This is a genomic window from Pseudomonas sp. 20P_3.2_Bac5, from assembly GCF_025466035.1.
Lineage (GTDB): Bacteria > Pseudomonadota > Gammaproteobacteria > Pseudomonadales > Pseudomonadaceae > Aquipseudomonas.
Genome location: NZ_JANLOA010000105.1, coordinates 87,193 through 104,728, shown reverse-complemented (window position 1 = coordinate 104,728; position 17,536 = coordinate 87,193). Strand labels below are relative to the sequence as shown.

At 62.2% G+C, this 17,536-nt stretch carries 18 protein-coding genes; 13 read left to right on the top strand and 5 right to left on the bottom strand.

What is annotated here, in order from left to right:
- Positions 1–2: 2 nt before the first annotated feature.
- Both NTD88_RS19250 and NTD88_RS19245 read right to left on the bottom strand, forming a co-directional pair.
- Positions 3–2,039 (bottom strand): ATP-binding protein, encoded by a 2,037-nt coding sequence (locus NTD88_RS19250; RefSeq protein WP_095154692.1) that lies wholly within the window; start codon positions 2,037–2,039, stop codon positions 3–5.
- 46 nt (positions 2,040–2,085) lie between these two features.
- Positions 2,086–3,003, bottom strand: coding sequence for a putative 2-dehydropantoate 2-reductase (locus NTD88_RS19245; RefSeq protein WP_095154693.1), 918 nt, complete (start codon positions 3,001–3,003; stop codon positions 2,086–2,088).
- 113 nt (positions 3,004–3,116) lie between these two features.
- On the opposite strand from NTD88_RS19245, the gene NTD88_RS19240 reads away from it, so the two are divergent.
- The 3 genes from NTD88_RS19240 to NTD88_RS19230 all read left to right on the top strand — a co-directional run bounded on the left by NTD88_RS19240 (position 3,117) and on the right by NTD88_RS19230 (position 5,963).
- Entirely contained in the window at positions 3,117–3,602 is a 486-nt protein-coding gene (locus NTD88_RS19240) for a YajQ family cyclic di-GMP-binding protein (protein WP_262128205.1), read from the top strand.
- Between the two features lie 112 nt (positions 3,603–3,714).
- Positions 3,715–4,560 carry a mechanosensitive ion channel family protein gene (locus NTD88_RS19235; protein ID WP_095154699.1) on the top strand — a complete coding sequence of 282 codons (846 nt, stop codon included), beginning with the start codon at positions 3,715–3,717 and terminating at the stop codon, positions 4,558–4,560.
- A gap of 158 nt (positions 4,561–4,718) precedes the next feature.
- Entirely contained in the window at positions 4,719–5,963 is a 1,245-nt protein-coding gene (locus tag NTD88_RS19230) for an MFS transporter (RefSeq protein ID WP_095154701.1), read from the top strand.
- 1 nt (position 5,964) lies between these two features.
- On the opposite strand, the gene NTD88_RS19225 is transcribed toward NTD88_RS19230, so the two are convergent.
- Both NTD88_RS19225 and NTD88_RS19220 read right to left on the bottom strand, forming a co-directional pair.
- Complete coding sequence (locus NTD88_RS19225; RefSeq protein WP_095154703.1) at positions 5,965–7,527, bottom strand: AmpG family muropeptide MFS transporter; 1,563 nt, start codon at positions 7,525–7,527, stop codon at positions 5,965–5,967.
- Positions 7,528–7,570: 43 nt separating this feature from the next.
- Positions 7,571–7,924 (bottom strand): MGMT family protein, encoded by a 354-nt coding sequence (locus NTD88_RS19220; protein ID WP_262154498.1) that lies wholly within the window; start codon positions 7,922–7,924, stop codon positions 7,571–7,573.
- A gap of 144 nt (positions 7,925–8,068) precedes the next feature.
- Between NTD88_RS19220 and NTD88_RS19215 the strand changes: the two genes are divergently transcribed.
- The 5 genes from NTD88_RS19215 (at position 8,069) to groL (ending at position 12,699) form a co-directional block, all read left to right on the top strand.
- Complete coding sequence (locus NTD88_RS19215) at positions 8,069–9,076, top strand: DUF481 domain-containing protein (protein ID WP_262128300.1); 1,008 nt, start codon at positions 8,069–8,071, stop codon at positions 9,074–9,076.
- 100 nt (positions 9,077–9,176) lie between these two features.
- Positions 9,177–9,908: a HugZ family protein gene (locus NTD88_RS19210; protein ID WP_095154710.1), complete on the top strand. Its 732-nt coding sequence runs from the start codon at positions 9,177–9,179 to the stop codon at positions 9,906–9,908.
- Between the two features lie 65 nt (positions 9,909–9,973).
- Positions 9,974–10,447: an FxsA family protein gene (locus NTD88_RS19205; protein WP_095154712.1), complete on the top strand. Its 474-nt coding sequence runs from the start codon at positions 9,974–9,976 to the stop codon at positions 10,445–10,447.
- A gap of 258 nt (positions 10,448–10,705) precedes the next feature.
- Positions 10,706–10,999, top strand: coding sequence for a co-chaperone GroES (locus tag NTD88_RS19200; protein ID WP_095154713.1), 294 nt, complete (start codon positions 10,706–10,708; stop codon positions 10,997–10,999).
- A gap of 47 nt (positions 11,000–11,046) precedes the next feature.
- Positions 11,047–12,699: a chaperonin GroEL gene (groL, locus tag NTD88_RS19195; protein WP_095154714.1), complete on the top strand. Its 1,653-nt coding sequence runs from the start codon at positions 11,047–11,049 to the stop codon at positions 12,697–12,699.
- A 181-nt stretch (positions 12,700–12,880) separates the two neighbouring features.
- Here groL and NTD88_RS19190 read toward each other — a convergent pair whose 3' ends face one another.
- Positions 12,881–13,621, bottom strand: a complete 741-nt coding sequence (locus NTD88_RS19190; protein WP_262154497.1) for a phosphatase PAP2 family protein — start codon at positions 13,619–13,621, stop codon at positions 12,881–12,883.
- Between the two features lie 183 nt (positions 13,622–13,804).
- Between NTD88_RS19190 and colR the strand changes: the two genes are divergently transcribed.
- From colR to NTD88_RS19165, 5 genes are all read left to right on the top strand, one after another.
- A complete protein-coding gene (gene colR / locus NTD88_RS19185; protein ID WP_095154716.1) occupies positions 13,805–14,488 on the top strand; it encodes a two-component system response regulator ColR in 684 nt (227 codons plus the stop codon).
- Positions 14,478–15,770 carry a sensor histidine kinase gene (locus NTD88_RS19180; RefSeq protein WP_095154717.1) on the top strand — a complete coding sequence of 431 codons (1,293 nt, stop codon included), beginning with the start codon at positions 14,478–14,480 and terminating at the stop codon, positions 15,768–15,770. The genes colR and NTD88_RS19180 overlap by 11 nt, the downstream gene beginning before the upstream one ends.
- Before the next feature lie 129 nt (positions 15,771–15,899).
- Entirely contained in the window at positions 15,900–16,580 is a 681-nt protein-coding gene (locus NTD88_RS19175; RefSeq protein ID WP_262154496.1) for a class I SAM-dependent methyltransferase, read from the top strand.
- A gap of 5 nt (positions 16,581–16,585) precedes the next feature.
- Positions 16,586–17,296 carry a lipopolysaccharide kinase InaA family protein gene (locus NTD88_RS19170; RefSeq protein ID WP_262154495.1) on the top strand — a complete coding sequence of 237 codons (711 nt, stop codon included), beginning with the start codon at positions 16,586–16,588 and terminating at the stop codon, positions 17,294–17,296.
- Positions 17,296–17,523 (top strand): hypothetical protein, encoded by a 228-nt coding sequence (locus NTD88_RS19165; protein ID WP_095154720.1) that lies wholly within the window; start codon positions 17,296–17,298, stop codon positions 17,521–17,523. The genes NTD88_RS19170 and NTD88_RS19165 overlap by 1 nt, the downstream gene beginning before the upstream one ends.
- The last annotated feature ends 13 nt before the right edge of the window (positions 17,524–17,536 follow it).

Genomic DNA, 17,536 nt, shown 5'->3' with positions numbered 1-17,536 from the left:
GTTCATGACTCCAGTTTGTTGGGCGCCGGGAGCGGCGCGAGGCTGGCGGCCAGCGGCAGGCGCAGGGTGAAGCAGGTGCCTTGGCCCGGCGCCGACTGCACTTCCATCTGGCCCTTGTGGTTGTTGGTGATGATGAAATACGACACCGACAGGCCGAGGCCCGTGCCCTGGCCGATTTCCTTGGTGGTGAAGAACGGTTCGAAGGTGCGTTTGCGCACCGCTTCGGGCATGCCGACGCCGTTGTCCTCGACCTGGATTTCCGCCCACGGCGGGTTGAGCCGGGTGCGCAGGGTGATCCGTCCGGGTTCGCGGTCGTCTTCGCGCAGGTGAATGGCCTGGGCGGCGTTCTTCAGCAGGTTGAGCAGCACCTGTTCCAGTTCGTTGGCGGTGCCGGGCACCGGGCCGAGGTCGGGGTCGAACTGGCGGACGATGGCCTGGCCCTTGAAGTCGAAACCGATGGTCAGGTCGAAGTCGTTGCCGGCGATTTCCACGGCCTGGTCGATCAGCGCCGGCAGGTCGCAGGGCGCCAATTGCCGGTTGCTGCGCCGGCTGAAGCTGAGCATGTGGGTCACGATCTTCGCCGCGCGGGCTCCGGCCTGCTGGATGCCGTCGAGCAGTTGCGGCACCTGGCGGCCTTCCAGGTAACGGTTGACGGTGGCCAGGTCGATCCCGGTCTCGTTGGCCTGTTCGAGGTTCTTCGGCAGATCGGGGGACAGGCGCCGGCGAATGTTCTGCACGTTGTGCAGGATGGCGCCCAACGGGTTGTTGATTTCGTGGGCCATGCCCGCCGCGAGGCCGCCGACCGAGAGCATTTTTTCCGACTGCACCATCATTTCCTCCAGCGACAGGCGCTGGGTGATGTCATCGATACGGATCACCACGCCACGGCCGCCGCCACCCATCAGTGGATAGAAGGTCAGGGCGTAGTGGCGGGCGTCGTCGTCTTTGGTCCAGGTCACGCGCTCGATCTTCGCCACCCGATGCTTCTCGACGCTCTCCTTGAGCTGCGGCAGGAACGGCTTGAGCGGTTCGAAGGCGAGGAAGATCGGCTGGTTCAGGGCTTCATCCAGCGGCGTTCCGGAAAGGGCGCTGGCCTCCTGGTTCCACTGGGTGACGTAGAGCTGTTCATCGAGGGCGATCAGCGCCGAGGGCATGGAGTCGATGATGCTGTTGAGGTAGTTCTGGAAGCCGGTGAGCTTGCGTTCGATCTTGCCGCGCACCTGGACTTCCAGCTCCAGCTTGCGGTTGGTGTGACGGGTTTCCTCGGCCAGCCCTTGCGCCTGGTCGAAGGCATGCTGGAACTCGTCGCGGGCGCGCTTGAGTTGCTGCTCGCGTGCTTCAATGCGCGACAGCATGGTGTTGAACGCCTCGGCCAGGCTGCCGATTTCATCGTGGTTGCCGGGGCTGGCGCGCAGGGCGTAGTTCTCTTCCCGGGTCACCTGGCGCGAGAGCTGTTCGAGTTGGTAGATCGGCTGGGTGATCAGGCGCTTGATCTGCCGGGCGATGATCATCCACAGCAGCACGCTGAAGACGAGGATGCCCAGGCTGGCGGTGAGGGTGCCGGTGTAGAAGGCCATCGGCAGTTCGCTGCTGGCCACCAGCAACAAGTGCCCCGGCGGGCTGCCGGGGCGGCCCAGGCTGACCAGTTGGGTGCTGCGGAATTCGGTCAGGCGCCAGCCTTCGATATTGCGGTAGCGCTTGGGCAGGGCGATCGGCTCGCCGTGCTGCAACTGCGCGAGCAGCTTGCCATCGGAACCGTACAGGGCGGCGGCGCGCAGCGGCGAGTAGGTGTCGAGCTCCTGCAGCAGTTTGTTGGCGGCTTCGGGAGAGTCGGTGGCCTGTTGGGCGATCTGCGGAGTGGAGACCAGTCGGCCGATCGTTTGCAGGGCCTGTGGCGCCATGGCTTCCTGGGATATCCAGTAGGCGGCGCTGATAAAGGTAAGGTTGGCCACCAGCAGGATGGTGATCAGCAGCACCAGCAGGGCGGCCAGCAGTTTCTGGCCGACCGGCAGGTTTTCCAGGCGTTCGCGCAAGGGCATGGGGAAGGCGTGGTCCTGTGGTGGGAAGGGCAGGGTAACGCTGCCCTCAGTCGCTGGGCAATCCGTGGTTGTTCAGGTGTTCGACCAGGCGCCGGTAGAGCCGTTCCAGGTGCGCCAGGGTGTGTCCGTGGCGGGTGGCGGTGCGGCAGGCGTGGCCGAGCAGGTAGTGGATCTCGGTGCGGCGCCGGTTTCGAACGTCCTGGTACATCGAAGAGTAGTTGGCGGCGGTGGCCTGGATGACCCGTTCGACTTCCGTGGCCAGATTTTCGGCAGCCTGCGGCTGACCGCAGACCTGCAACAGCTCGGCCAGCTCCGCGCACAGCGTCGCGACCTCGCAGTGGTGGTCGGTCAGGCCACCGTTGCGGCAATCGTGGAGCACGGTAAGTGGGTTGATCGCGCAATTGAGCGCCAGCTTGCGCCACAGGCGGGTGAGGATATCGGGCGTCCACTGATGGGGGATGCCAGCGTCGCTCAGGTCATCAAGCCAGTCTGGCGGCGGCGGGTTGGCCGGATCGCCCAACCAGTTGAAGCCATGCCCGGCAAAATTCACCTGCCAGTCGTGCTCGCGAAAGGCGCCTTCGGTGCTGGATGCAAAGATGCAGCGGGCCAGCGGCACGCGGGCGGCGACTTCGTCCTGGCTGCCCAGGCCGTTTTGCAGCAGGATGATTTCGGCATCCGCCGTCAGACGATGGGCGATGCTGGCGACGGCCTTTTCCGCGTCGTAGGCCTTGCAGGCCACCAGCAGCCGGCTGATCGGCCCGGGGGCGGTGGTGATTTCCGCTGGGATGGGGAAGGTCCGCGGTTGTCCTTGCTCGACCAGCGTCAGGCCGCCTGTCGCCTCGTAGGCGTGCAGCCGTTGTGCGTCGCGCAGAATCAGCCGGACCGGTTTGCCCGCCCGCGCCAGGCGGCAGGCCCAGAGGCTGCCGAGGCTGCCGGCGCCGAGAATATGCCAGGTGCTGCTCATCAGCGTTTCCCAAGCGTTTATAATGAGCCCGCATTTTAACCGTCAAACCCGGTGCGCTCCATCGCGCTCCCCTCACAGGGGCGCCAGCGCGCCTTTATTTTTTGGAGAAAGATATGCCGTCGTTCGACGTGGTATCGGAACTGGACAAGCACGAAGTCACCAACGCCGTGGAAAACGCCGTCAAGGAACTGGATCGCCGCTACGACCTCAAGGGCAAGGGCAGCTTCGAGTTCAAGGAAAAGGACCAGACCGTCACCCTGACCGCCGAAGCAGATTTCCAGCTCGAGGCGATGGTCGAAATCCTGCGCATGGCCCTGGTCAAGCGCAAGATCGACGTGCAATGCCTGGAAATCAAAGACGCCTATGCATCGGGCAAGGTGACCAAGCAGGACGCGGTGTTCAAAGAGGGCATCGATAAAGAACTGGCGAAGAAGATCGTTGCGCATATCAAGGACGCCAAGCTCAAGGTCCAGGCCGCCATCCAGGGCGAGCAGATCCGCGTGACCGGCAAGAAGCGCGACGACCTGCAGGAAGCCATCGCGGCCCTGCGTGCCAAAGAGTTCGGCATGCCGCTGCAGTTCAACAATTTCCGCGACTGACAGCCCGCCTGGCGGGAACCTTGGCGTTTTGATGGCGTCCGAGGTTCCTGTAGCGCTGAAACGTTTGCGGCGCGATATTTTCAGATTTTTGCCGCACGGCTAGGAGAACAGAATGGATTTGAATGCTGAGGTCGATCAACTGGTCAGGACTTCGCAGGCCTGGATTCCGTTGATCATGGAATACGGCAGCCGCGTGCTGCTGGCGCTGATCACGCTTGCAGTGGGCTGGTGGCTGGTCAACAAGCTCACCGCCAAGCTGGGCCGTCTGGTCGCGTTGCGTAACGGCGATCCTGCCCTGCAAGGCTTCATCAGCACCTTGGCCAATATCATCCTCAAGGTGCTGCTGTTCATCAGCGTCGCCTCGATGATCGGCGTGGAGACCACGTCCTTCGTGGCAGCCATCGGTGCCGCGGGTCTGGCTATCGGCCTGGCCCTGCAAGGCAGCCTGGCGAACTTCGCAGGCGGTGTGCTGATTCTGCTGTTCCGTCCGTTCCGCCTGGGCGACTGGATCGAGGCGCAGGGTGTCAGCGGTACCGTCGACAGCATCCAGATCTTCCACACCGTGCTGCGTACGGGCGACAACAAGACGGTGATCGTGCCCAACGGCAACCTGTCCAACGGCATCATCACCAACTACAACCGCCAGCCGACCCGCAAGGTGGTGTTCGATGTCGGCGTCGACTACGAAGCGGACCTGCAGAAGGCCCGCAACGTCCTGCTCGACCTGGCCAAGAATGACCCGCGGGTGCACGCGGATCCGGCGCCGCAAGCGGTGGTCGCGACCCTGGGCGACAGCGCCATCACCGTTTCCCTGCGCGTCTGGGTCAACACCGGTGATTACTGGGACGTGATGTTCATGCTCAACGAGCGTGCGCGTGATCGTCTGAAAAGCGAGGGTATCGACATTCCCTTTCCGCAGCGCGTGATCCGCGTGGTTCAGGAAACCGCCGCTCAGTAAACGCAGCCGTTGCAGCCATCGCCGGCACAGGCCTCTCCGGGGCATGTGCCGGCGATGTCGTTTGTGGCCGGGCATTACACTTATTCACCTCTTCTCGCTACCGGCGTCCGGGCTTTTCTGGCATACAGGCCGGTCTGATATCCAATGCTGGCCGAATCATGACACCGCTTCTCAAGATCACCCCGTTCAGGGCCTTCTGCTTCGCCATGACCCTGGCGCTGTTCGAACTCCTCACCTACCTCGCCAGTGACGTGGTGATGCCGGCCATGCCGCAGGTGGTGACAGACCTGCAGGCCAGTCCCGAATTCATCCCCCATGCGCTGAACCTGTACCTGCTCGGCGGCGTGCTGTTGCAATGGCTGATCGGCCCGCTGGCCGACCGCTATGGCCGACGTCCGTTGCTGTTGGGCGGTTGCGCGTTCTTCTGCCTCGCGTGCCTGGCGACCTTCTGGGTCGACGGTATCGAAGTGTTCAACCTGCTGCGCCTGTTGCAGGGCATTGGCCTGGGCTTCGTGGTCACCGTCAGCTATCCGGCCTTGAACGAAGCGTTCAGCGAAGCCGACGCGGTACGGATGATGGCGTTGCTGGCGAACATCGCCCTGTTGTCGCCGTTGCTGGGGCCGTTGGTGGGCACGCTGATGCTGGAGTGGGTGTCCTGGCGCTGGCTGTTCGTGCTGTTTGGCGGCGCTGCCGTACTGGCCTGGTTCGCCCTGTACCGCTTCATGCCGGAAACCCTGGGGGTGGAGCGCCGCGACGGCACCCGCCTGGAGTTCCAGCCCATTCACCTGTTGCCGCTCCTGGCCGGCTATGGCCAGTTGCTCGGTAACCGACGCTTCGTCGCCGGCAGCGCGGCGCTGGGCCTGATCGGCCTGCCGCTGATTGGCTGGATCGGCTTGTCGCCGGTGTTGCTGATCCACGACGAGGGCCTCAGCACAATGCAGTACGCGCTGTGGCAACTGCCGGTGTTCGGCGGGCTGATCCTCGGCAACCTGATCATCAACCGGATCGCCGATCGCTATCCGCTGACCACCCTGGTGCGCGGCGCGCTGTGGCCGTTCCTGGCGGGGCTGCTGGCGGCGGTGCTGGCGACCTGGATTTATCCGAGCGTGCCGAGCCTGGTGGTCGGGCTGTCCGTCTACGCGTTGGGGCTGGGCGTGGCCAATGCGGTGCTGTACCGCATGACCCTGTTCAGCAGCGAACAGAGCAAGGGACTGGTGTCGGCCATGCTGGGGATGATCACCATCGCCCTGCTCGGTTTCGGCGGGGCGCTGATGGCGATGCTCGGGGCCGGTGCCGGACTGCTGGCATTCGCCCTGGCAGCGGGGCTGTCAGGGGTGCTGGCGCTGTGGCCATTGTGGGTGGTGCTGAGGGAAGGACGCGGGACGCTGGCGGTGCAGCCCTGATTCAGGGCTGCTGCTGCTCGCCGACCTGACCATTGCCGGGTTGCTCCGGCTCCTGCTTGCCGCGGCGCAGCTCCTGATGCCAGTGCAGGGCGATCAGGATCAGCGTCGGTACGCCCAGCAGCGCGGTAATCAGGAAGAAGTCGTGATAGCCGTACTTCTCCACCATCACGCCTGAGTAGCCACCGATCAGACGCGGCAGCAGCAGCATGATGGAGCTGAGCAGTGCGTATTGGGTGGCGGAGAACTTCAGGTTGGTCAGGCTCGACAGGTAGGCGACGAACGCCGACGTGGCCAGGCCCGAGCTGAAGTTGTCGAGGGAAATGGTCACCACCAGCATCTGCAGGTTGGGGCCCATGTCGGCCAGCATCAGGAACAGGATGTTGGTCGCCGCCGAGGCCGCGCCGCCGATGAACAGGATCGGCAGGATGCCGAAGCGCACGATCAGCAGCCCGCCGAAACCGGCGCCGACCAGGGTCATGATCAAACCGAAGATCTTGCTGACGCTGGCGATCTGGTCCTTGGTGAAGCCCTGGTCGATGTAGAACACGTTGGCCATCACGCCCATCACCGTGTCGGACATCCGGTAGGTCGCGATCAGCCCGAGCAGCAGCAGGGCCTGCCAGCGATAGCGCTGGATGAAGTCGTTGACCGGGGTCAGCACTGGCGCCAGGCCGCGGCGGCCCATGGCCGAGAGGCATAGGCAGGTCAGGGTGATGTAGAGGATGGCGCGCAGGAAGGCGCGGTCTTCCAGCAGCAGGTCGAGCAGGCTGACGCCTTCGAACAGCACGCTGGCGAAGTCGGTGTTGTAGAGCTGGGTGAACATGGCCGGCACGGACACCAGCAGCACGATCAGCACGAAGACCGAAATCAATTGATGGCTGAAGCCGTAGCGGGCCGCCTGCAACTGGGTGCGCAGCGATACCGGGGGTTCACGCATCAACAGCGAGGTGAGCAACGCTGGCAGCATCATCACGCCGAACAGCACGTAGGTGCCAGTCCAGGCCTTGTGCATGTAGCTGAAGCCGGTGGAGCCAAACCACTCGGCGAAGAACAGCGCGCCGGCGGTGGCGAGCAGGGCGGCGACCCGGTAGCCGGCCATGTAGCTGGCGGCGAGGGCAGCCTGGCGCTGGTCGTCGGCGATTTCCAGGCGGTAGGCGTCGACGGCTATGTCCTGGGTGGCCGAGGCGAACGCCACCAGCACCGCGAGGGCGATCAACCAGGACAGGTGTTTTTGCGGATCGCAGAAGCCCATGCCGACAAGGCCGACCACCACCAGTATCTGCGACAGGACCAGCCAGGAGCGGCGTCGACCCAGCTTGCCGAGCAATGGCAGGCGCCATTGGTCGAGCAGCGGGGACCACACCCATTTGAATGCGTAGGCCAGGCCGATCAGGCTGGCGTAGCCAATGGTTTCGCGAGCGACTCCGGCTTCGCGTAACCAGACCGACAGCGTCGAGAACACCAGCATATAAGGCAGGCCGGCGGCGAAGCCGAGCAGCAGGAGCACCACGGTCGACGGGCTGGCATAGGCAGCAAGCGCAGCGCGCCAGGTTTTACGGGGCATGGGCCAACATCTGCCTCAAGATTACGAACACAAAGCGCGCACTCTAACTGTTGTGATCCATCGGACGCCAGCCATGGCGCGACATATCGACGCGATTATTGCGCAGGCTGACACCTTCGGCGCGCAATCGCGCCCGTTGTTCATCCCCGGAGGGGGTGCCCTGGGCCAGGCTCAAGCGACCACCGGCGCCCAGCACCCGATGCCAGGGCAGGCGGGTGTCGGGGGGCAACTGGCTCAGGGTGCGTCCGACCCAACGTGCAGCGCGGCCCAGACCCGCCAGATCAGCCAGCTCGCCATAACTGACGACTTTGCCCTCTGGTACCTGGCCCAACACCATATAGAGCGCCGTCCGTCGGTCTTCGGCGCGCTGCTGGGTTACGTCGGCTGCGGCTTTCATCGGCTTCGACCCCGCGTGATGTGGGGGTGGCGACAACACATGGGAATTGAACTCATTGGCATTGGTCGGGTCTGTCCTTGCTCGGGGGCTGAGCATCTGGATAATGCCCCACTTTTTCAGCGAACCTTAATGTCCGTATTGCCTATGTATTCTAGAACCTTGTTGTGCCTTGCATTGGTCGGCGTTTGCGCACCGGCTGTAGCCGATACCGTCTGGATGAAGAACGGTGACCGCCTGAGCGGCAAGATCAAGGTGTTCGACGGCGGCAAGCTGTTGCTGGAAACACCTTATGGTGGCTCGATCCCGCTGGACTGGAAGCAGGTCAAGACCCTGGAAAGTGACCAGGAACTGCTGGTCAAGCAGGACGAGTACAACGGTGAGCGCGCCAAGTCGCTGCAAGCAGCCGATGCGGGCAAGGTGATCCTGGCCAACGGCGAGGCGCCGAAGACCGTGGAACTGGCCAGCATCCAGCAGATCATGAAGCCCAAACCGATGGTCGAAGACCTGGTCTGGAAGGGCAATGTCGACCTGGCGCTGGATTACAAACGCGCCGAGTCCAACACCGACGACTACGACGTCGACTTCAAGACCACCGCGCGTCACGGCCGCTGGCGGCACAATGCCGAAGGCGAATACAACCGCGACAGCAAGGACGACGTCACCACCACCAACAACTGGAGCGCCGAGTACGCACTCGACCGCTTCATCACCGACAAGTGGTTCTGGCAAGGCCGCCTCAACTACAAGCGCGACCATATCGAAGACCTCTCCCGCCAGCGCACCGTGGGTACTGGTCCGGGTTACCAGTTCTGGGATGACGAACTGGGCGCCTTCTCGCTCGGCTCGCTGCTCAACCGCACCGATTACGAATACTCCGACGGCGGCAAGGACAACTTCTATTCCGTGGGCGTGAAGTGGGATTACAACCGCTACCTGATCGGCAAGACCATCGAGGTGTTCACCAACGGCGAAGTGGGCAAGCCGCTGGGCAGCGTCGCCGACTACAGCCTGGATGCCGAAGTGGGCCTGCGCTACAAGGTCACCGAGTGGGCATCGCTCAATCTCAAGGCCGAGAAAGACATCATCAGCGGCACCAATGACAGCGACCTGGACAAGACCCGCTACACCGCAGGCTTCGGCGTGACCTGGTAAACCCGACCAAGCTGGCCCCTTGGCATTGCGCGGTGATAATGATTAGCTTGTCGCCATCACCGCCCGTGCCGGGCGGCCCGTTTTACCCAGGAGTCCAGACGTGAGCGCCAACGCTGCAAGGCAAGCCCGAGAACTGCTGCTCAAAGAGTACCGTGGGGTGCTCTCGACCCATTCCAAGTCGATGCCCGGCTTTCCTTTCGGCTCCGTGGTCCCGTATTGCCTGGACGCTGACGGCAATCCGCTGATCCTTATCAGCCGGATCGCCCAGCACACTCACAACCTGCAGAAAGATCCCAAGTGTTCGCTGCTGGTGGGTGAGCGCGGCGCTGAAGACGTGCAGGCGGTAGGCCGCCTGACCGTGCTGGCCGAGGCGCACAAGCTGGAACAGCCGGAGGCCATCGAGGCCGCAGCCGAGCGCTATTACCGCTACTTCCCCGAATCCCGTAATTACCACAGTGCCCACGATTTCGATTTCTGGGTGCTGCAGCCGGTGCGCCATCGCTATATCGGCGGTTTCGGCGCCATTCACTGGATCGATCAGGTCACGCTCGCCAATCCGTTCGCCGGCAAGGCGGAACTGAGCATGGTCGAACACATGAACAGCGACCACACTAACGCCATCGCCCACTACGTTGCCCTGAGCGGTTTGCCGGACACCGTGCCTGCGCAGTTGGCCGGTATCGACAGCGAGGGCATGCACCTGCGCATCGGTCAGGGCCTTCACTGGCTGGCCTTTGCCGAGCCTTGCAACAATCCGACACAAGTGCGCGAAGCCTTGGTTTCACTGGCTCACGCCGAGCAGTGGCCACAGGTGCAGCAGGCCGAGGCTTGAAATTTCGAGCTGAAGTTACCATTTGAGGTCTTATTGGAAGGATGTCTTCCGCAGAGGAACCCTCGATGCGTGCTTTTCTACTGCTTTTCCTGATTTTCCCGATCCTTGAGCTGTACGTCTTTTTCAAGGTGAGCAGCTCCATCGGCTTCTTCCCGGCGCTGCTGCTGATCTTCGCAGGTTCTGCGCTGGGTGTGCTGGTGGTGCGCGTGGCCGGGCTGGCCACGGCGTTGCGTGCGCGTGAAAGCCTGCAGCGCGGCGAGTTGCCCGCCGAAGACATGTTTCATGGCCTGATGCTGGCTTTGGCCGGCGGCCTGCTGTTGATCCCGGGGTTCATCTCCGATGTGGTCGGCCTGCTCCTGATGCTGCCGTTCGTTCGTCGCTTGTTCGTCAGCAAACTGCGCAGCCGTGCAGAAGCCCAGGCGATGCGCCAGCGGGCGTTCGCCGACGATCCGTTCGAGGGTGCCCGGCCCGGTCCACAAGGCCGTGTGCCGCGCGAGCCGAACGTGATCGAAGGTGAATACGAACACCGCGACAAGTGATTCACGCCTGCGCGCAAAAGAAACGGCCCCGAGTGGGCCGTTTTTCATTCCGTCCGGCTCATAGCAAAAAAATTCCTTTGTGAGCCTTGTAATCGCCTTGGCCGACCTTATGTATGGGTCACCGCAAGGTTTCTGGGCATCCGCACCAGACAAAGACAACCGTGACCCGCCCCGCGAGTCACGACCGGCAACGCCGGAAGCATCAACCCGCCGGTATTGATACCGGCCGATGAAAACCACTATCAGGAGAGATCGACAATGAAGCTTCGTCCTCTGCATGACCGCGTCGTTATCCGCCGCAGCGAAGAAGAATCGAAAACCGCTGGCGGTATCGTTCTGCCAGGCTCGGCTGCTGAAAAGCCAAACCGCGGCGAAATCGTCGCCGTCGGCACCGGTCGCATCCTGGACAACGGTGAAGTGCGTGCGCTGGCCGTGAAAGTGGGTGACAAAGTGGTTTTCGGCCCTTACTCGGGCAGCAACACTGTGAAAGTTGACGGCGAAGACCTGCTGGTAATGAGCGAGAACGAAATCCTCGCTGTTATCGAAGCTTGATTCCGCTGGTTTTCCGTTACTCCCAAGTATTCAAGGATTAAACGATCATGGCTGCTAAAGAAGTAAAATTCGGCGATTCCGCCCGCAAGAAAATGCTGGTTGGTGTCAACGTTCTGGCTGACGCAGTAAAAGCGACCCTGGGCCCGAAAGGCCGTAACGTGGTTCTGGCCAAGAGCTTCGGCGCTCCGACCATCACCAAGGACGGCGTTTCCGTCGCCAAGGAAATCGAGCTGAAAGACGCCTTCGAGAACATGGGCGCCCAGCTGGTCAAGGAAGTTGCTTCCAAGGCCAACGATGCTGCCGGTGACGGCACCACCACTGCTACCGTTCTGGCTCAAGCCATCGTCAACGAAGGCCTGAAAGCCGTCGCTGCCGGCATGAACCCGATGGACCTGAAGCGCGGTATCGACAAGGCCACCGCCGCTGTCGTCGCCGAGCTGAAAAACCTGGCCAAGCCATGCGCCGATTCCAAGGCCATCGCCCAGGTAGGCACCATCTCCGCCAACTCCGACAACTCCATCGGTGACATCATCGCCGAAGCCATGGAAAAGGTCGGTAAAGAAGGCGTGATCACCGTTGAAGAAGGCTCGGGCCTGGAAAACGAACTGTCCGTCGTCGAAGGCATGCAGTTCGACCGTGGCTACCTGTCCCCGTACTTCATCAACAAGCCGGACACCATGGTTGCCGAGCTGGAAGGCCCGCTGCTGCTGCTGGTGGACAAAAAAGTCTCCAACATCCGCGAACTGCTGCCCGTTCTGGAATCCGTTGCCAAAGCCGGCCGTCCGCTGCTGATCGTGGCTGAAGACGTCGAAGGCGAAGCGCTGGCTACCCTGGTAGTCAACAACATGCGCGGCATCGTCAAGGTTGCTGCCGTCAAGGCACCTGGCTTCGGCGACCGCCGCAAGGCCATGCTGCAGGACATCGCTGTCCTGACCGGCGGCACCGTGATCTCCGAAGAAATCGGCCTGAGCCTGGAATCCGCTACCCTGGAACACCTGGGCAACGCCAAGCGCGTCACCCTGTCGAAAGAAAACACCACCATCATCGACGGTGCTGGCGTTGAAGACGACATCCAGGCTCGTGTCAAGCAGATCCGCGCCCAGATCGAAGAGACTTCTTCGGACTACGACCGTGAGAAGCTGCAAGAGCGTCTGGCCAAACTGGCTGGCGGTGTTGCCGTGATCAAGGTCGGTGCCGGCACCGAAGTTGAAATGAAAGAGAAGAAAGCCCGCGTTGAAGACGCCCTGCACGCTACCCGTGCAGCCGTTGAAGAAGGCGTGGTACCTGGCGGCGGTGTTGCCCTGGTACGTGCTCTGTCCGCCATTGTCGACCTCAAGGGCGACAACGAAGACCAGAACGTCGGTATCGCTCTGCTGCGTCGCGCTGTTGAAGCGCCGCTGCGTCAGATCACTGCCAACGCCGGCGACGAGCCAAGCGTTGTGGCCGACAAGGTCAAGCAGGGTTCGGGTAACTTTGGTTACAACGCTGCTACCGGCGAATACGGCGACATGATCGAGATGGGCATCCTTGACCCAGCCAAGGTCACTCGCTCGGCGCTGCAAGCCGCAGCTTCGATCGGCGGCCTGATGATCACCACCGAAGCCATGATCGCTGACGCTCCAGTTGAAGCTGGTGCTGGTGGCGGCATGCCTGACATGGGTGGTATGGGCGGCATGGGTGGCATGGGCGGCATGATGTAAGCCAGCCTCACCCGCTGCACCCAAAAGAGCCCCGCCTAGTGCGGGGCTTTTTTTTGGTTCTTTCTCCTGACGTCGCGAAGTTACGGGCGGCACCTGGACTGGCGCATCTTCGAAAGGAGGGCGCTATCGCCGGCAAGCCGGCTCCCACAGGGTTCGCGGCGCTTTTACCTGTCGTAATAACTCAGTTGGCCGGTATCACGACATCGTGTGTTCGGACCGGTACTTGCCGACGGTAAAGCACCAGGTAGTAACAACCTAGCGCGATCAGCCAGCAGAACACTGCAGTCCAGACGTTGTGCGAAAAGAAGTGCGCCCCTTGCAGCATGCGTCCGATGGAGAACAGTGTGCCAAGGCCAAAGGCCACGCCCAGCGCCACTTTCGCGAGGCGCGGTCGACGATCACGCAGGACGAAGAACAGCGCGAACAGGGTAAAACCGGTGGCCGCGTGACCGCCGGGCCAGCAACGCCCAGGTTTATCGGTATCAGGCCGTGCTTCAAGCAACTTGCTGTAGGTTTCATTACCGCCGAACTGGCTCAGGCTCCACGGGCACTGCACGGCGGTCACCGCTTTGAGCGGGGTGACGAAGGCCGTCGAGAGACCCATGGCCAGCACCAGGCAGCCCAATTCCCGGCGCACCGGTTTTAGCCGTTCAAGCGCAAAACTGGCGGCAAACCCACCGATCGCCAGCACGCCGAAAAGGATGACGAGCTGTTTGGCGCGGTCATGCAGGATGTCTTCTAAAAAGTAGCTGTGCCTGCCAATGAACTGGCCAGCGGCTGGATCGAACGCCATCCGGGCCAACATCATGTCGAGATCGGTCAGTTCGAGCAGGACGAGCACCACCGCCACCAGCAGTGGAATGCCCAGGGCCAGCCAGGGATTGAGTGGGCGCGAGGGAACGAAATCGGGTTGTGCGGGCATAACGAGTCCAGGCGATGAGGGAAGACGACCGGCGATTCTCCATCCCGGCGCATGCCTTGTTTGTGAATCCACCGTGAAAAAAACGTCAGGTGACAATATCGCCCGGTTGGCCTAGCGGCTTGTCTACTATGACCGTAAGCTGCGCCAGCCAGACGGCCACAGCAACAGAAACGAGAGGACGCCATGCGCATACTACTGGTTGAAGATAACCGCGATATCCTGGCCAACCTGGCCGACTACCTGGGCCTCAAGGGCTATACGGTCGATTGCGCACAGGATGGACTGTCGGGCCTGCACCTTGCCGCGACCGAACACTACGACCTGATCGTGCTGGACATCATGCTCCCCGGCATCGACGGCTACACCTTGTGCAAACGCCTGCGCGAGGATGCCCGCCGCGACACGCCGGTGATCATGCTCACCGCCCGCGACCAGCTCGACGATCGCCTGCAAGGCTTCCGTTCCGGCGCCGACGATTACCTGCTCAAGCCTTTCGCCCTTTCCGAGCTGGCCGCGCGCATCGAAGCGGTGCTGCGCCGTGCCCAGGGCGGCGGACGGCGCAGTCTGCAGGTGGGCGAGCTGAGCTATGACCTCGACACCCTCGAGGTTACCCGCCAGGGCCGCCTGCTCAAACTCAATCCGGTGGGCCTGAAGTTGCTGGCGGTGCTGATGCAGAAGAGCCCGCACGTGCTGCGTCGCGAGGTGCTGGAAGAGGCCCTGTGGGGCGATGATTGCCCGGACAGTGACAGCCTGCGCAGCCACGTCCACCAATTGCGCCAGGTCATCGACAAACCGTTCGAAAAACCGCTGCTGCACACCGTCCACGGCGTCGGCTACCGGCTGGCCGAGGGCCGTGATGGAGTTTAAGCAAAGCCTTGCCCAGCGGATCATTATCGCCTTCGCGCTGATGAGCGCGCTGGTGGCGGGGGCGTTCGCGTTCGGTATCGTCGCGACGGTGCACCTGGTGGAAGAGCGCTTGATCTCCACCGTGCTGGGTGGCGACTTGCAGCGCTTGCTGCTGATGGACAGCGTCAGTGAATGGAGCCACCGGCCGCGGCCCGACCAGCTGTTCTATTACAGTGGCGGACGTGATGACTTCGCCCTGCCGTCGGACCTGAAGCACCTGAATCCCGGTTTCCACGAAGTGTTCCGTGAGCACCTGTCGTACCACGCCATGGTTGAGGTGGTGGATGGCCGGCGCTATGTGCTGTTGCAGGACCAGAGCGATTTCGAAGAACGCGAGCGGGTGCTGTTCGCCGTGGTGGTAGTGGGGTTTGTCCTCAGCCTGGCGCTGGCGGTGTTCCTCGGTTGGGTGCTGGCGCGGCGGGTGATGGCGCCGGTTATTCGTCTGGCGCGGCAGGTTCGTCATCGCGACCAGCTGCTCGGCCTGGCGCCGCCCTTGGCACCGGATTATGCCGCCGACGAAGTGGGGCAGTTGGCCGTGGCCTTCGATGCCACGCTGGGTCGCTTGCGCGATGCGCTGACCCGCGAGCGGCTGTTTACCAGCGACGTCAGCCATGAGCTGCGCACACCGCTGATGGTCCTGGCCAGCTCCTGCGAACTGCTGATGGAATACCCCGGCCTCAATGACCGTGCTCGCTCCCAGGTAGAGCGGATTGCCCGCGCCACCGAAGAGATGCAGGAACTGGTCAAGACCTTCCTGATGCTCGCCCGCGCCCAGCGCGATGAAGGCGCTGTCGCGTCGCGGACGACCCTCAAGGAAGTCGGCGATGAACTGATTGGCGTGTGGCGCGACACCATCGAGCAGAAGGGCCTCTCGCTGAGCCTTGTGGTCAATGCGGTCTCGCCGCAGCTCTACAACGCGACGTTCCTGCAATCGGTGATGGGCAACCTGCTGCGCAATGCTGCGCATTACACCGACTCAGGTTTTATCCGCCTGACACTGGACGTGGACAGCTTCATGGTCGAGGACAGTGGCGTGGGGATTCCCGAGGAGCAGCGCGAGGCGATGTTCCAGCCGTTCGTGCGCGGCGGCGAGAAACGTGGCGATGGTCTTGGTTTGGGTTTGTCACTGGTTCAGCGTATTTGTGACGATCAGGGCTGGGTGGTCAGCCTCAGCGCAACCCAGCCGCACGGCTGCCGTTTCCACGTGAACCTGGGCGACAGAGGAGTGACTCCTGACGCCTGAGTACGTTTTGGATCCAGGTAATACTTTGTAAAGCTTGAGAATTTGCGTGACATTTTTTTCACACGCACATGACCTGACGGCAACGTTGTCCCGCGTAACGTGGCGCTCATTGCAGTCAGGAGATGTGCCATGTCCAGTCCTATCAAGCTCGATTTTTCCGAAAAGTACGATCAGAGCCACGCCCAGCAATACTACGAGAAGCACCAGGCCAGCTTTGCCCGTCGCTTGTCGCACCAGCGTGATGAGCAACTGGCCCGACGCGCCCTGATGCTGGCGGGAGAGCCGGGACTGGTGCTGGACCTGCCTTCTGGTGCCGGCCGCTTCTGGCCGCTGCTGGCGGAAAAGGCCAACCGCGTGATCATCGGGGCCGACAATTCCGCGGCCATGCTGGAGACCGCGTGTCGCTCGCAACCGGCTGAAGTGGTTAAACGGGTACGGCCCTTGCAGACCTCAGCTTTCGCAATCGATCTGCCCGACAACGCGGTAGACAGCATTTTCTGCATGCGGCTGTTCCACCACATTGGTGAAGCCGCTCACAGGATGACAATTCTCAAGGAATTTCAAAGAGTTAGCCGTGATAGCGTGATTGTTTCGCTATGGGTGGACGGCAATATCAAGGCATGGCGCCGGAAAAAACTCGAAGCCCGTCGTGGGGCCACAGGTGAGACTGGAAGTTACCAGAATCGCTTTGTGTTACCGGCTGCTACGGTCGAGGAGGAGTTCAAGGCTGCCGGCTTCCGGATTCAGGAACGAATGGACTTTTTGCCGTTCTACGCCATGTGGCGAGTCTATGTATTGCGCAAGGGTTGAAAAAAATGGATGTGACAGACGCGGGCCGGACCTCCGGCACTGACCGGTTCGACTATTTCTGGAAGCAGCAGGGCGAGTGGGTGGAAGAGCCCAACCAGCGCCGTGGCGGCGAGAGTGGTGTGCAGCGCTTGCGTGATGACCGCGGGCACATGCTGTATGCCAAGCGCCAGATTGGTCATATCTACCGCAGTCTGTTGCATCCTTTTGGCCGCCCTACGGTGTTGCGCGAGTACGAAGCGCTGCACAGTTTCGAGCAACTGGGCGTGCGTGTACCGAACATCGTCTATTGCGGTGTCGAGCGCGATGCCGATCACCAATGGCGTGCGCTGCTGGTCAGCGAGGCGCTGGACGGTTTCGAGGAGATTGATAACTGGTATGCCGCGGGTGGCCGTGAGCGCTATGGCGAGGTCCTGCACGACCGCGTGCTGGAAGACCTGGCACGTAACCTGGCGCGGATGCACCTGGGGCATTGGCAGCACGGTTGCCTGTATGCCAAGCATGTCTTCGTCAAGGTCGTGGGTGAGGGCACCGATGCCCGCGCCGAGATCGCACTGTTGGACCTGGAAAAATGCCGTCGGCGTCTCAGCCGGCACAAGGCCGCTGCCAATGACCTTCGCCAACTGCGCCGCCATTCGTCGTGGAATGATGCCGACTGGCAAAAGCTGCTCTACTTTTACCGAATGGCGTTTGGCAGCGCTGTCAAAGGTTTAGAGTGATGAAACTAGAAATAGCTCGAAGTTTGTTTCTCCTGGCTGCCCTGGCTACCGCGACCGTTGCGGTGGCGGCATGGGAGCAGCCTCGCCCGGGTGTGATCAGCGCCTCCGATGTTTCGGAGCGTTGCCCATTGCCGCGGGTGGCGAAACCGCAGGTCCAGGCCCAGCCCGACCATGATCTGCTGCTGTTTCTGTTTGGCATGAGCCAAGGGCTGCGCGCTCAGGGCTGATCCTGGGTGTATT

Bases quoted from the DNA above. Each gene is read 5' to 3' on its own strand.
- NTD88_RS19250 (WP_095154692.1), bottom strand. From the start codon at position 2,039: ATGCCCTTGCGCGAACGCCTGGAAAACCTGCCGGTCGGCCAGAAACTG.
- NTD88_RS19245 (WP_095154693.1), bottom strand. From the start codon at position 3,003: ATGAGCAGCACCTGGCATATTCTCGGCGCCGGCAGCCTCGGCAGCCTC.
- NTD88_RS19240 (WP_262128205.1), top strand. From the start codon at position 3,117: ATGCCGTCGTTCGACGTGGTATCGGAACTGGACAAGCACGAAGTCACC.
- NTD88_RS19235 (WP_095154699.1), top strand. From the start codon at position 3,715: ATGGATTTGAATGCTGAGGTCGATCAACTGGTCAGGACTTCGCAGGCC.
- NTD88_RS19230 (WP_095154701.1), top strand. From the start codon at position 4,719: ATGACACCGCTTCTCAAGATCACCCCGTTCAGGGCCTTCTGCTTCGCC.
- NTD88_RS19225 (WP_095154703.1), bottom strand. From the start codon at position 7,527: ATGCCCCGTAAAACCTGGCGCGCTGCGCTTGCTGCCTATGCCAGCCCG.
- NTD88_RS19220 (WP_262154498.1), bottom strand. From the start codon at position 7,924: ATGAAAGCCGCAGCCGACGTAACCCAGCAGCGCGCCGAAGACCGACGG.
- NTD88_RS19215 (WP_262128300.1), top strand. From the start codon at position 8,069: ATGTATTCTAGAACCTTGTTGTGCCTTGCATTGGTCGGCGTTTGCGCA.
- NTD88_RS19205 (WP_095154712.1), top strand. From the start codon at position 9,974: ATGCGTGCTTTTCTACTGCTTTTCCTGATTTTCCCGATCCTTGAGCTG.
- NTD88_RS19200 (WP_095154713.1), top strand. From the start codon at position 10,706: ATGAAGCTTCGTCCTCTGCATGACCGCGTCGTTATCCGCCGCAGCGAA.
- groL (WP_095154714.1), top strand. From the start codon at position 11,047: ATGGCTGCTAAAGAAGTAAAATTCGGCGATTCCGCCCGCAAGAAAATG.
- NTD88_RS19190 (WP_262154497.1), bottom strand. From the start codon at position 13,621: ATGCCCGCACAACCCGATTTCGTTCCCTCGCGCCCACTCAATCCCTGG.
- colR (WP_095154716.1), top strand. From the start codon at position 13,805: ATGCGCATACTACTGGTTGAAGATAACCGCGATATCCTGGCCAACCTG.
- NTD88_RS19180 (WP_095154717.1), top strand. From the start codon at position 14,478: ATGGAGTTTAAGCAAAGCCTTGCCCAGCGGATCATTATCGCCTTCGCG.
- NTD88_RS19175 (WP_262154496.1), top strand. From the start codon at position 15,900: ATGTCCAGTCCTATCAAGCTCGATTTTTCCGAAAAGTACGATCAGAGC.
- NTD88_RS19170 (WP_262154495.1), top strand. From the start codon at position 16,586: ATGGATGTGACAGACGCGGGCCGGACCTCCGGCACTGACCGGTTCGAC.
- NTD88_RS19165 (WP_095154720.1), top strand. From the start codon at position 17,296: ATGAAACTAGAAATAGCTCGAAGTTTGTTTCTCCTGGCTGCCCTGGCT.